Genomic DNA, 13,349 nt, shown 5'->3' on the forward strand with positions numbered 1-13,349 from the left:
AAAAAATGCACGCAATTGAACTATTGAGACCTACGACTGCATTGCTGCCGAGCTACATTTCTGCCCTTGAGGCGGGTTGGTCACCTGACAACGTTCGTAAAGAGGTCGCTGCACGCGAACAATTGCACGCTATCGAAGTGAACGCGGAGGCGTTTGTCGACGGTCTGGATGACCCGACCGCATCGGGCGGCCCGATTCCTTTGCCTGATGGCTCGACTGTCGCCCGCCTGCCAAGCGTTGTCCGATGGGTTTGGGACGGCGAAGTTTGCGGCGCGATCGGATTTCGTTGGCAGGCCGGAACCGCCGAACTGCCGCCGTATGTACTCGGACATATCGGTTTCTCGGTCGTGCCGTGGAAGAGAGGCCACGGCTACGCACGGCAGGCGCTCAATTTGATGCTGGGCGAAGCGAAGCGACAGGGTTTGCCCTATGTCGAGTTAACAGTTGATCCCGAAAACATAGCCTCGCAAAGGGTTATCGCAGCCTGCAATGGTGTCTTGATGGAGCGCTTCAAAAAGACGGCGGCCTATGGGCTCGCTGTGTCTCTTCGCTACCGCATTGAGCTAGACGACTGAGGAACCTGTCGGACTCGGTTCGGCCAAAAACCGCCAATCGACTTTGGCTCGTAGATCGTCAAGAATGCGAGCACCTTTCCATAGGAAGTGAGGATAAATGCGACGGATTCTTGCAATTGGCGGCGGCGGATTTACGACTGAAAAGGAGCCGTCACCCATCGACGCCTATATACAAGAGTTGTTGGGAAAGTCCCGCCCGCGAATCTGTTTTATTCCAACTCCTAGCGGAGATAACGCCGCACAAATCGACAAGTTCCATGCCGCCTATGGAGCGCTAGGCTTCGAAACGTCAAATCTCTCGTTCTTCAACGGATGGGGTTCCAACGTAATTCCCTACACTGACTATAAGCATCGGCTTTTGAGTCAAGACGCAATATTCGTTGGTGGTGGACATCTCCGGTCGGCGCTGGCGGTTTGGCGCGAGTGGAGGTTGGATAGCACTCTTTCCGAAGCGTGGGACCAAGGTATTCTCCTCGCCGGTATGAGCGCAGGCGCCATGTGTTGGTTTGAGACGGGCTTAGGTGGGCCGTTTGAACAGGGGAATTATGGTTTGCAGCGCGGTTTGGGCCTGATTCCAGGAGCTTGCGCAGCCCATTACAGCAACATCAATATTCCAGAGCGACGCGTTAATTTTCTGTCGGAAATGCGCCTTGGAAGGATGCCGCGGACCGTGGCTATCGACGATCGCGCTGCTGTTCTTTTTGCGGATCGCGAGATCGAGAAGGTGGTTTCTTGGGCACCCGGTTCGACTGCTTATCGAGTCGAGAAGATTGACGATGAAATTCTTGAGACGCCGCTAGCCGCTGTTCAATTGCGCGACATCACGGGCCCATGATGCATCGGCCAGTGTGCCAAACCCACGAACTAGATTTCTGGCTTTGGATAGCGTGAAGCGATTTTCAGGGTGGGGTGCCTCCGATCGCGTCAGGCAGACAGCGGCCAGGAGCGAACAGTCAGACCGATGTTGCGAACCGTCAGCAAACGACCTTTGCAATCCTTCGCCTATCTCTCAGCAACAAGTCCTTCAGAATAAATTTTGGTGTAGCGGAACATGCAACATGTTTAAAGCGTCAGGGTACAGCATTGTTAGTACGCTTCCATTCAATTTCCGCATGCGAATCCCAGTGACGAAGCGCTATCACGCGACCCTCCTCAAGGACAAATTCGAACGTGATGTCGGGAAACGCGCTGCTGCGAAATTGCATGCCTACAAATGTTTCGAGTACGTTTGCAGGTTCGCCCGGACTGCATAACAAGATGTCGCCGTTACGACTTAATTTGATGCCGATCTTTACGCCGAAAGGTGTCTCATAGGTACCGACTAGTTTTGCAAGCAACTCCGCATCAGGACGTATCGGCCGACGAACAAACACGGCCTCGGCCTCATCAAGACGCATCGCCGCACGATCGATGTCGCCCAGGGCGCTAGTAAGGAATAAAACCGACCATGCGCCGTCTGCCTCGTCAACTGGGGTGTCGAAACGGTCGTAATGGAAGTGATTCAGGGGCTGGTTGATATGGCGAAAACCGAATCGAAGTTGTGTGCCGTCAGTCGTGATATGCAACTGTCCGTATGCAGGGTGCTCGTATGAGCCGACATAATCTCCCAAGTCGTGTGATGGGCGCGTATCTGGAACTCCTCGCGGCACCGAGCGTTCCCGCGCCTTGCGCATCGTGTTCTTCTCCTTTACGCCAAACTCGTACAGGCGCGCCGTCCAGTCGGTCGCGTCGAGACCAAGCGCGCGATTATAGAGGTCAAAACCGATCGCATTGCTGAGCGCTGCGCAATGGTCGCCGATCACGAATACGGAGATGCCGATCTTCTCTTTCGGCAAATATGACACCTGCGAATGGAACGCGCGCAAGGCACCGCCATGGCTTGTCAATAGATGCCCGCGAAACACCGCTGTCATCCTCCCCATGCCATAAATGCCATTGAGATCGCACTCGAAGCCTAGAACATCGTTCATTTCGTTTGGCCACGGCAAGCCGGGAGCGAGCGTCGCGTTTAGAACACTCGCAGGGATGAGTTGCTTGCCGTCGATCAGGCCGTCGTTCATCAGCATGATCGACCACCGTGCGATGTCACCCAGGCTCGCGACAATGCTGCCCGCTGGACTGCATTCATCGTCTTTCGGAGCAGGTACTTGCCAAAATTCATCGCTTTCGCGTCGTTCGGAGAAAGGTATCGCGTAGTCCCCTTGGTGATCTGCTTTAGCTTCCCCGTACGTGAACAAGGTCCGGTGCATCCCAAGCGGCGTCAAAATCTCATCCTTGACGAACTGATGCCACGGCTTTCCGCTTATCAACTCGATGATGTGGCCAACCGCCTCGTACATCATGTTGTTGTAGATGATTCGCGATCGCAGCGGAGCGATCGGCTTCATGAACCGGACACGCTCAAAGAGGTCCTTTGTCGAATAGTCCGATCCGTACCAGATCATGTCATAGCGAGGCACGCCGGTTTTGTGCCCGAGCATGTCGCGTAACGTGACAGCGGCGTCGAGTGATTGATCGTAAAATAGCAGACTGGGAACTGCATTGCGAATCGGCTCATCGAAGGTAAGCACTCCACGTTCGACCAGCAACCCTGCGGCGATCGCGGTGAACAGTTTCGTGTTCGACGCAATCGGAAACAGCGTCGAGGCGGTAAACGGCAGCGCATTCGCAGCGTCGCGATGGCCGTAGCCCCGCGCTAGCAATACCTCATCGTTTCTGACAATGCTTACGCCGACCCCCGGTGCGTGCCAGTCGCGCACAAGTGTTTCGGCGTACGCATCGACATCGCCCAAACCTATCTTGCTTGGATCGTTCAGCATCGAACTTCCTTTCAATAGAATGAATCCGTGTAGATCCAGAGCTTCTCGTGAAAACGCGCGACTATCGCTGATGTTAGTGTGACCGCTCTCAGCGGCAGAACTGGACCGGGTCAATCGGGTGCGATCGGCAGCGATAGATTCGCCCCGGGATGGATGCTTCGCTCGCCAACCCATGACCACGGCCGGCCTGGCCGATTTAAGACGATGGGGCGAAGTTCAGCTTTAGTGTCAGAAATTTCGAAAAGGGTCGCACTGAATTGCGGGCCTTTCGTATCGCCTTAAGGACCTGAAGTCACCAATGCTCCGTCTATGATCCCGTTGCTAAGTAAGGCTAACCGCCAGATCGTGAATCCATGTTCAAAGCGAGCCTGGTAGACGTCCCAGCCTTTTCCGCCGACACCTATAAACGTCAGAGTTTGCAGTGTGCCTAGTCGATTTAGCGATTCTCTCAAGCGAGGAAGCTGCTCACGCGTCGCATTCGCCAGTGCCGGGCTCAGTTCCGCATAGTTGGGGTTCCCGGCGACAAGCCCTCCGATCAAGCTCCTAAGGGCCGCTTCGCTGCCCGGCGTAGCCGTCTGGGTTTTGATCTTGTCAGCGACAAAGGCTTCGATCTGCTGTGCGCTCGCCGGATCGATAGGTTGCATGTCGAGCGTGTTTCCAAATTGATGTAGAACCGCCCTCGTCACATGGCCTTGCTGGTCCACGTCGAAGTTGATCGTGCCTTTGACGGATGGAGCGTAGATCTGTGTCGCACTTTCCGGAAAATTCTCGATCGTTCTTTCACCGGTGAACGTGGTCAAGATACGGTCGCCATCCCGCGTAACCCTCAGCACCGAGAATTCGTTTGCCTTATAGGTTCCAACGAAGCGATCAACGATGTCAGGGGCGAGATGGATGTATTGGTGGTCGTCCGATGGCTGGGTCATGTCAGGTGGGCTCACTTGCGCTGCAAAAACTACGAGCGCGGTTGAACTGCATACGAGAAAGGCGGCGGTTATAAATCTGGGCTTAACAGCTTTGTGAGTCATGATGCGCAGCCGTCTTTCCAGGAATGATCGCGATTCCGACATACCTGCGACAGACCCGATATAACGCGACTGGCGCTCGCCGACGGCGATGAGAGTCTCACCGTAGGTCGTGAAATCTTGCCCTCCCTTCAGTACTCGTGCGTCGCAGTCAATCTCGATGGCACATCGAAGCCGTCTTAACTGCCACCAGATCGGGAGATTCCACGGCATAAGCACGATCAGGCACAAGCACATTGCCAGTAGTTGCGGGTCGCCTGCCGCAATGTGTGACTTTTCATGTGAGATAACCGCTGACTGCTGGGCGAGGGATGAGTGTGTCAGCCACGTGGGAACAACGATGCGCGGTCGGATAAGGCCGACGACTGCCGGTCCAACGTTTTCAGAAATATAAACCGCCGTTCCCGCGACCGTACTTGTCTCCCATTTTCTTTTTCTGGAATGCAGGTTTAACGCGCTTACAAAAAGGAGAAACGACAAAGCAAGCGATGCGACACACCATCCGCGCTTAAGTACTGCATCCATTGTTTCCAGCCTGGACGGAGCAATCGTAACGTCGATCCAGGTGAGTGGAGACAAATGTGCGGACGTGACCTGCCTGAGAGCGACTACCTTCTGCGAAACCGTGGGGCTGAAGACTTGGGGTACTTTGATTGATATCGACGACATGGCAGTCGGGATCAACAACGAAGTAATGATTGCAATCAACCAATACCACCGGCTTGCAGCCCTACGTCGGCGGGCTAAGTGCTCGGCGCAAAGAGCGGCTATAGAAAGAACCAATGACACCAAGATCGCATACGCCATCCATGTCAGCATCAAGAGTTCTCCTCGTCGGAGTGTTTGTCCAGCAACTCTCGCATGCGACGAATCTGGTCCGGTTTCAAGTTCCTTTCAGAGACCAGTTGTGCGAATAAAAGCTCAGTCGATCCCTTGAAAAGCTTGCTTGTCAAATGGCGCAGCGCGCTTTTCCGAGCAGCCTGCTGCTTCACTGTAGAGAAGTACCGATGACCACGGCCTTCCTCGGTATGCGAAACGTAACCTTTGGTTTCAAGCGTGCGAAGAATCGTGAGCACGGTTGTGTAGGCAAGCTCATCGTGGAGAGCAACACGGACGTCTGCGACTATCGAAGGTCCCAGCTCCCACAATATCTGCATGACGTCGGCCTCGCGGTCGGTAAGGATGATCTCCAAAAGTACCTCCGTCTACTAAAGGTTTAGTAGATGCTAGCACGCCATTTTTGTATGTCAACTATAAATGTAGTTGACATACTTCAGCAATGCCTCGAAGTCATTCGACCTAGCGCAACGGGATAATTTTGGGCGACGCGTTGGATCCGGTCCGTACACCATGTCGAGGTCAGCTATCGAGAAAGTCGAACGATCGGAGTGGGTCGGACAGCGCCGATCGCCGTCAGCCAGGGTCCGGCCAGACAAAGCAGACAGTCGAACGAAGAATTTCCAACGAATTTGGACGACTGCTCATTTACTTAGAAGCGGTCATTGGCGAATTCAATTCTGAAACAAAGCAATCTTGGAAAGAGATAATCAAGTACATCGATCGCGACAATTTTGTAATACACGGTGTCAATTTCTGCTGAAGCCGGGTTCACTCCAGTTCACGCAAGCTGTCGTGCAGTACTTCGACGCGCTGCAAATGGCTGTTGCTGCGATCGAGCAGCCGCTCCGCGACCAGCGAGCAGATTAGATTGACCACCGCAGTCATACCGGCCTTGCTGTCGAACAGCATCAGGCCGTCCGTGTGACAGCGGATCACCCAGCGCGCCAGTCGCGCGGGTTTGCCTGCAATCACATCCGACATATACACAACCGGCACGCCGGCGTCGGCCAGCGCGGCCGTCGCCAGTCCCACCGCAGGCACACGGCGGCGCAAGCCGATGACGATCGCGAGATCCTTCGCGTTCAGGTCGGCTAGATATTCGCCGATCGTGTCGCCGGGCGCGGGCAGCAACATCACGTCCGAACGGACCTGAATCAGCTCTCGCCGAATCATCGTGGCGACGGTATGGCTATGCCGATAGCCAATGATCGCCACCCGCTGCGCCTGCGCGATGGCGTCGACCACTTCGCTCAGCACTTGCGTATCGAGCGAACGATAGGTGTTCGCCATGTTTTCGACTTCGTGTTGCAGATGCGCCTGGATCACATCGTCGAGTTTCGACCCCGCCGTTTTACGGCCCCTGTTTTGCAGATACAGCGGCGAACCGCCGACCTGTGCCGCGCGCGCAATCGCGCGGGCGTCGTCGTAAGACGCATACCCCAGCTTCTGAAAAAACCGCGTGGCGGTTGCCTTCGACACTTGCGCGCTGGACGCAAGTTCAGTGGCGGTTTGCATCGCCAGTTGCCCCGGCGCACTCAGAATCACGTCCGCAAGCCGTTGATCGATTTCAGACAGTTCGTCGTAACACTCCGCAATCCGGCTTTCGATAGACGCTGGCGGTCGCTTCTCTTTTTTTGTTTGAGCGGTTGGCATTTGGGCTGATGGATAGGGAGTTACGCATCGTGGTGCGGTTTCGGCACCGCAAGCGTGCACGTAGACTTGCCTGCACGGCACGAGTGCAGGGCGGCGCCGTGTGGTATGGGCTTCATTATAGGTCTGCGGGCACGAACGTGAAATGATTGTTTCTCTCAAGGCCATTTAGAAACACGTGTTTTCCGATTTAAATTCCTGAAACACGCGTTTCACTGTCTTCACTGGTACGGATCATGCATTACGTCTTGCATCGTCCACCTGTCTACGGGAGTTTTCAAAGATGTCGAAGCGCCGCTTCTCCAGCCTTGCCCTTGCCGCGTTGTTGCCGTTCGCCGCGTTGATCAACACCGTCGCCGCCAGCGCCGATACGCTCGACGACATCAAGAGCCGCGGCACGATGACAGTCGGCATCGATCCAACATTCGCGCCATACGAGTACACCGATGCAAACAACAACATTGTCGGCTTCGATCCCGCGATTCTCGCGGCTGTTGCGAAGCACCTGGGCGTGAAGATCGAATATCAGCGTCTCGCGTTCAGCGGCATCATCCCCGGCCTGCTCGCGCATTCGTTCGATATCGAAGGGTCGGCATTGAACGTGACTGCTGAACGTGCGAAGCGTCTCGCATACGTGGTCCCGACCAGCAAGACCGTCAACGGCGCACTCGTCCGCGCCGATTTCAAGAAGATCCCGGCGAAAGCCACGATTGAATCGCTGGCCGGCCTGACCGCGGCGGTCAAGAGCGCCAGCGCGCCCGAGCAGATTCTCAAACAGTTCAACGAAACGCTGAAGGCCAAGGGCCTCGCGCCGATCACGCTGATCAGCGTGGATAGCGTGGACCAGACGGTCGCCGCCTTGCTGACGCGCCGCGCCGATTTCGTGTTCGACGATATCACCGTGCTGGCCGGCGTGATCAAGCAGAACCCGAGCAAACTCAAGTCGACCGGTGAACTCGGCCCGTCGCAATGGATCGCGCTGGCGACTCGGCCGGACGACACGCGTCTGAACAAGGCGATCAGCGACGAGATCATCGCGATGAAGAAATCCGGCGAACTCGCCCGCCTGCAAAAAGCCAGCCTCGGCGTGAGCTTCGATACGCCGACGTCCGACTTCATTCCCCAGCAGTAACGCCAGCATGCCGAATCAAATGACAGATCCAGTTCAGACTCTCACCGTCAAGGCAGGGCACGGCCGCACTTTCGAAGTGAAGGCCGGCCAACGATTGACGATCATCGATGTCGAAGGGCAGCAAGCCGCCGACTTCGTGGCACTCGTCGCCTCGAACCATACGGAGAAGCTGTCGCCGACACATACGCGCCGACAGCTTCGCACGTTGTTTTTCAATGTCGGCGACGCGCTGTATTCGTCGTTGGGACGGCCGCTGTTGCGGGTCGTCGAGGACACCGTCGGCGTTCACGACGCCAATGTGCCCGCGTGCGACGACACGCGCTTTACGGTCGACTTCAACGTGATCGGGCATCGCAACTGCCTCGACAACATGCACGTGGGTCTCGCGCTGTACGGACTGTCGTCGTTCGATGTGCCCGAGCCGTTCAATCTGTTCCAGAACGGTCCGGTCACCGCCGACTGCCGGATGCAGGTCACCGACCCCACCAGCAAGGCGGGCGACTACATCACCTTTGATGTGCTCGAAGACCTGGTGTGCGCAGTGTCATCGTGTCCGCAGGACATCATTCCCGGCAATGGCCTGAAGGTCACCGACATCGCCATTTCCATCCTGCCCGCGACATTCGTCGCCGCCTGAACGGACTCAATCATGCTGCTTCTCAAAGAACCGCCCGCGCGCGCTGCGCTGCCGCCGCAAATCATCGCCGTGCCAGCCGGCGAAAGCCGCGCCATCGAAGTTAAAGCCGGCCAGATTCTTCGCATCGAGGCCAGGCAACCCGGTGCCGTTGCCTCGATGTTCGCCTTCAGCCGGATTAACGACGACGTCTATATGTCGGTTCATCACACACGCGTTTTCAGCAATTCCTATGTGTTGCAGGCAGGCATGCGAATCGTCAGCAACCGTCGCCGCGCGCTGATGGTCCTCGGCAAGGACACGAGCGGCAAGCACGACTTGTTGCTGCCTGCCTCCACGACCGCCTATCTCGCCGAACACGGTTACGCCGGCCAAACCGGTTGCGTCGAATCGGTTGGCGCGGTGATTGCCACGCTCGGCCTCAAGCCGCCGAAAATCCCCGATCCGATCAACCTGTTCATGCACGTCGCACTGCATCGCGATGGCTGTATCGAACCGCTGCCGAACAGCACACGGGCTGGCGATTTCATCGCCTGCCGCGTCGTCACGGACATGGTATTCATCGTGTCGGCGTGTTGCACAGGCATTGCGGGAAACGACACTCCCGGTGCGCTCGAACTGTCGACCGCAGAAGAACTCGACGAACTCTGATTCCGGGAAAATGCCGCAATGGGCTTCGACCCACAAGTGATCCACAGCCTGCCGACCTTAATCGACGGCTGGTTGCTGACCGTGGAACTGACGCTGCTCGGCGCGATCGGCAGCGTCGTGTTCGGCCATCTCGCATTGGCGCTGCAACTGACGCGTTGTGCGCCGTTACGCTGGCTTGCGCGCCTCTACATCAGTTTCATGCGAGGCACGCCGGCGCTCGTGCAACTGTTCATGCTGTTCTTCACACTACCGTTGATTGGGCTGGGCGGTCGGCCGATGCTCGCGGCAGCGCTAACTCTGGGCCTGAACAGCGGCGCCTACACGGCGGAAATCCTGCGCGGCAACTTGCGGGTCGTGACGACCGGTCAGTATGAAGCCGCGATCGCGCTCGGCATGTCGCCAATCCGTATTGCGCTGCGTATTGCGTTGCCGCAGATGCTCAAAGCGAGCCTGCCCGCGCTCATCAACGAATTCACGATTCTGCTGAAGACCACGCCGCTCGCGTCGGTCGTGGCCGTCACCGAACTGACGTATGCGGGGCAGATCGTGATCGCTCGCACCTATACATCGACGCAAGTGATGCTGTTGGTCAGCGTCGGCTACCTGGCAGTCGCGCTGCCGGTCATCTACGCCGCACGACGTGTGCAGCGCAAGCCGCGCGAAGCACATGCTCCACGCATCGCAACCGGAGGCAATCGATGACGTTCGACCTCGGGGTTCTGTCGGGCTACTGGCCCGAACTCGTGCAAGGGCTGGGGGGCACGATCTGGCTCTGTGCGGCTGGCGCGGTCATGTCGGGCGTACTCGGCGTGTTGTTGACCATCGGTCAACGTCGCGGCGCAGTGTGGCTGGTCGCGCTGATTCGCGGCTACACCGCCTTGACGCTCGGTTTGCCTTTGCTCGTATTGCTATATGTGACGTTCTTCGTGCTGCCGGAGTTCGGCGTGCTGCTGCCGGCTCCGCTGATCGGCACCGTGACGCTCGCGATCTACTACGGCCCGTACGTCGCCGAGGTGATTCAGGCGGCCATCGCTGCCGTGCCTGCGGGCACGATCGAAGCGGGTGTGGCCATAGGCATGTCGCCGGCGCGAATCGCGCGACGCATCATCGCCCCACAAGCGATGCCGCTGTTGCTACCCACGCTGACCGGCCTGTCGATCGGTCTGGTCAAGGATTCAGCGCTGCTCTCCATGATCTCGGTGCACGAGTTCATGTTTGCCGCGAAGGCCGTCGTGTCTGAGACTTACGCGCCACTGGAAGTCTATTTCGTCGTCGCACTGGTCTACTGGGCCGCGACGTCTGTTATCCATCTGTCGACCCGTCATTGGGAGCGCCGTCTTGGCCGCGCCCAACGGGTCGCTTCGCCCCGGTGAATTACATGAACCCGTCCGGCAACACGACGCCCGTTGCACTGAAGGCCAGCGCCATCGTCAAGTCGTTTGGTCAGAATCGCATTCTCGACGGCGTCGACCTGAGCGTCGCGCGCGGCGAAACGGTCTGCGTACTCGGCCCTTCCGGGTCCGGCAAATCGACTCTGTTGCGCTGCCTCAACTGGCTTTCTCCGCCCGATGATGGGGCGATCTGGATCGGCGACGAGCGTATTGGCATGCGCGAAAATGCGAACGGCTCGATCAGCCCGCGGCCCGACCGCGAAATACGCACGCAGCGCAGCCGGATAGGAATGGTGTTTCAGAGCTTCAACTTGTGGCCGCACATGACAGTGCTCGAAAACGTGATGGAGGGCCTTTTGTCGGTCAAGCGGATGAGCCGCCTTGCCGCGAGCGATCTTGCGGTAGAGGCGCTGCGCCAGGTTGGTTTGAGCGGCAAGCACACGGCGATGCCCGCGAACCTGTCGGGCGGACAGCAGCAACGTGTGGGCATCGCACGCACGCTGGCGATGACGCCGGAAGTGATCCTCTTCGACGAGCCGACCAGCGCGCTCGATCCGGAACTGGTCGGGGAAGTGCTCGGCGTAATGCGAGGTCTCGCCGCAAAGGACACGACGATGATTGTCGTCACGCACGAGATCGGCTTCGCCCGCGATGTTGCCGACCACGTGATCTTCATGGACGGCGGACGCATCGTCGAACAGGGGCCGCCCAAAACGGTGCTGGATACGCCATCGTCGCCCCGTCTCCAGCAATTCCTTTACCGCTTCAACCCGGAAACCAAATGATCATGAGCTACACGAATCAACCCACGTCGACTGTTCCCGCCGGCCACGGCAAAGCCGTCCGGCTGAAAGCAGGCGAAGCCGTACGCGTCATCAATACGCATGGTACCCAGGTGGTGGATTGCTGGGCCTGGAATGCGTACGACCTGAACGAATACATGTGCATGGAAACCACGCGAGTGTGGAACCAGCGGCTCAACCCGGTGGTCGGCGACAGCTTCGTGACCAATCAGCGTCATCCGGTGCTGACTGTCGTCGAGGATACAACGCCGGGTGTCCACGACACTTTTATGGCGGCCTGCGATCGCAAGCGCTACGAACTCCTGGGCGTGCGTGGCTATCATCGCAACTGTTGCGACAACATGTTCGAAGGCATGTTCGAACTCGGCGTCACACCGCCTCGCCAAAATCTTGCGTCGTTCAACATCTTCATGAACATCCGCGTGCAGCCCGATGGCATCACACTGCATACGTTACCCACGGTGACGAAGCCCGGCGAGTTCATCACATTGCGTGCGGAAATGGATTGTTTCGTCGCGTTCTCAGCCTGCCCGCAGGACATTGTCAAGATCCAGGGGCAGGGCGACAACACGCCGAAGCCTGTGGACATTGTCGTGCTCGACGATTTCGAGTCGGATCTGCAGGGCACGCACTCGTGGGTTCCGCTCGCCTGAGCGTCCCCGTTCATCAACCGATCATCTGGCTCAACGATACATGGCTCTACTCACTCTCGATCCCGGCGCCCCTGCCTTTACGCGCACCGGCATCAACCTCGCGGACCCGCGCCTCGGTGCCGAGGCCGTGCTCACCAGCGACGACTTCTTTGCGCCGATGGCGCGCATGCTCGATCCCAATCCGGCCGTTTTCATCGCCGGCAAATACGACGACAACGGTAAATGGATGGACGGTTGGGAATCGCGCCGCAAGCGCGTGGCGGGCTACGATTTTTGTATCGTCAAGTTAAGCGTGGCAGGGGAACTGATGGGCGTCGATATCGACACCAGTCATTTCACCGGCAACTTTCCGCCGGCCGCGTCTATCGATGCTTGCCGTTGCGACGACGATATTCCGCCCGCCCATGCGCCATGGACTGAGGTGCTGGCGGCGACCGCGCTGAACGGCAACGCGCATCACTATCGTGCGATCGATGCAGCCACTCGCGACATCTATACACACGTGCGCCTGAACATCTATCCGGATGGCGGTGTTGCCCGCTTGCGCGTGTACGGCCAGCCTCACCGGGACTTGTCGCCAGGCGTCGGACTCGATCTCGCGTCCGCCATGAACGGTGCGCGAATCGTCGCCGCGAACAATCAGCATTACGGGTCGGCATCGAACCTGCTGTTGCCGACGCGTGCCGCCAACATGGGCGAAGGCTGGGAAACCCGCCGACGCCGCGAACCAGGCTGCGACTGGTGCATCATCGAATTGGCGACGCCCGGCGAAATTAGTCAGATCAGCGTCGACACGGCGCATTTCAAGGGGAATTTTGCAGACCGATGCTCGCTACAAGGCGCGTTCGTCAGAGCCGGAACGGACGAGTCCCTGATTACGCAATCGATGTTCTGGCCGGTGTTGCTCGGCGAGCAAAAGCTGGAGATGGACAGAGTTCATACCTTTGTGTCGACCCAAAGCATGCCTGTTACACATGTGCGCTTCAATATATTGCCGGATGGTGGCGTTTCGCGGCTGAGGCTGATGGGTCGGTCCTCGACCTTATCCAAAGCAAGCCTTCACCCCCATTAATCCGCAATCTACTCGAGACAACTCACGACTCATGCTTAGCGATCGAGTGGCCGCTTTCTTCCAAAGCGGTCTTTGGCCCAAATCCCAGTCTGAGCGACGGCAAT

General features: G+C 57.8%; 14 protein-coding genes. 10 read left to right on the plus strand and 4 right to left on the minus strand.

Features of this window, described 5'->3' with window-relative positions; all coding sequences use genetic code 11:
• The first annotated feature begins 5 nt into the window (after positions 1-5).
• The gene (locus ACSQ8V_RS35305) at positions 6-575 is read left to right on the plus strand and encodes a GNAT family N-acetyltransferase (RefSeq protein WP_436208911.1); all 570 of its coding nucleotides are present in this window, start codon (positions 6-8) and stop codon (positions 573-575) included.
• 97 nt (positions 576-672) lie between these two features.
• The gene (locus ACSQ8V_RS35310) at positions 673-1,410 is read left to right on the plus strand and encodes a peptidase E (protein ID WP_213762731.1); all 738 of its coding nucleotides are present in this window, start codon (positions 673-675) and stop codon (positions 1,408-1,410) included.
• A gap of 235 nt (positions 1,411-1,645) precedes the next feature.
• Here the strand turns inward: ACSQ8V_RS35310 and ACSQ8V_RS35315 are convergent, their stop codons facing one another.
• From ACSQ8V_RS35315 to ACSQ8V_RS35330, 4 genes are all read right to left on the minus strand, one after another.
• The gene (locus tag ACSQ8V_RS35315) at positions 1,646-3,394 is read right to left on the minus strand and encodes a serine hydrolase (protein WP_436208912.1); all 1,749 of its coding nucleotides are present in this window, start codon (positions 3,392-3,394) and stop codon (positions 1,646-1,648) included.
• Positions 3,395-3,672: 278 nt separating this feature from the next.
• Positions 3,673-5,238 carry a M56 family metallopeptidase gene (locus ACSQ8V_RS35320; protein ID WP_213762729.1) on the minus strand — a complete coding sequence of 522 codons (1,566 nt, stop codon included), beginning with the start codon at positions 5,236-5,238 and terminating at the stop codon, positions 3,673-3,675.
• Positions 5,238-5,612 (minus strand): BlaI/MecI/CopY family transcriptional regulator, encoded by a 375-nt coding sequence (locus tag ACSQ8V_RS35325; protein WP_047895418.1) that lies wholly within the window; start codon positions 5,610-5,612, stop codon positions 5,238-5,240. Before ACSQ8V_RS35325 ends, ACSQ8V_RS35320 begins: the two co-directional genes overlap by 1 nt.
• 415 nt (positions 5,613-6,027) lie before the next feature.
• Positions 6,028-6,912 (minus strand): MurR/RpiR family transcriptional regulator, encoded by an 885-nt coding sequence (locus ACSQ8V_RS35330; protein ID WP_213762728.1) that lies wholly within the window; start codon positions 6,910-6,912, stop codon positions 6,028-6,030.
• A gap of 280 nt (positions 6,913-7,192) precedes the next feature.
• Between ACSQ8V_RS35330 and ACSQ8V_RS35335 the strand changes: the two genes are divergently transcribed.
• The 8 genes from ACSQ8V_RS35335 to alc are packed head-to-tail and all read left to right on the plus strand — an operon-like array spanning position 7,193 to position 13,245.
• Positions 7,193-8,041 (plus strand): transporter substrate-binding domain-containing protein, encoded by an 849-nt coding sequence (locus ACSQ8V_RS35335; RefSeq protein ID WP_011494413.1) that lies wholly within the window; start codon positions 7,193-7,195, stop codon positions 8,039-8,041.
• Positions 8,042-8,060: 19 nt separating this feature from the next.
• Positions 8,061-8,678: a DUF1989 domain-containing protein gene (locus ACSQ8V_RS35340; RefSeq protein WP_213762727.1), complete on the plus strand. Its 618-nt coding sequence runs from the start codon at positions 8,061-8,063 to the stop codon at positions 8,676-8,678.
• A 12-nt stretch (positions 8,679-8,690) separates the two neighbouring features.
• Positions 8,691-9,326, plus strand: coding sequence for an urea carboxylase-associated family protein (locus ACSQ8V_RS35345; protein WP_436208913.1), 636 nt, complete (start codon positions 8,691-8,693; stop codon positions 9,324-9,326).
• An 18-nt stretch (positions 9,327-9,344) separates the two neighbouring features.
• A complete protein-coding gene (locus ACSQ8V_RS35350; RefSeq protein ID WP_436208914.1) occupies positions 9,345-10,028 on the plus strand; it encodes an amino acid ABC transporter permease in 684 nt (227 codons plus the stop codon).
• The gene (locus tag ACSQ8V_RS35355) at positions 10,025-10,699 is read left to right on the plus strand and encodes an amino acid ABC transporter permease (RefSeq protein WP_213762724.1); all 675 of its coding nucleotides are present in this window, start codon (positions 10,025-10,027) and stop codon (positions 10,697-10,699) included. Before ACSQ8V_RS35350 ends, ACSQ8V_RS35355 begins: the two co-directional genes overlap by 4 nt.
• Before the next feature lie 5 nt (positions 10,700-10,704).
• Entirely contained in the window at positions 10,705-11,502 is a 798-nt protein-coding gene (locus tag ACSQ8V_RS35360) for an amino acid ABC transporter ATP-binding protein (protein ID WP_213762723.1), read from the plus strand.
• 2 nt (positions 11,503-11,504) lie between these two features.
• Positions 11,505-12,173 carry a DUF1989 domain-containing protein gene (locus tag ACSQ8V_RS35365; RefSeq protein ID WP_148223132.1) on the plus strand — a complete coding sequence of 223 codons (669 nt, stop codon included), beginning with the start codon at positions 11,505-11,507 and terminating at the stop codon, positions 12,171-12,173.
• 40 nt (positions 12,174-12,213) lie between these two features.
• The gene (gene alc, locus ACSQ8V_RS35370) at positions 12,214-13,245 is read left to right on the plus strand and encodes an allantoicase (RefSeq protein WP_436208915.1); all 1,032 of its coding nucleotides are present in this window, start codon (positions 12,214-12,216) and stop codon (positions 13,243-13,245) included.
• Positions 13,246-13,349 lie beyond the last annotated feature (104 nt).

Origin of the sequence: Caballeronia sp. LjRoot31, from assembly GCF_964253885.1 — a bacterium.
GTDB lineage: Bacteria > Pseudomonadota > Gammaproteobacteria > Burkholderiales > Burkholderiaceae > Caballeronia.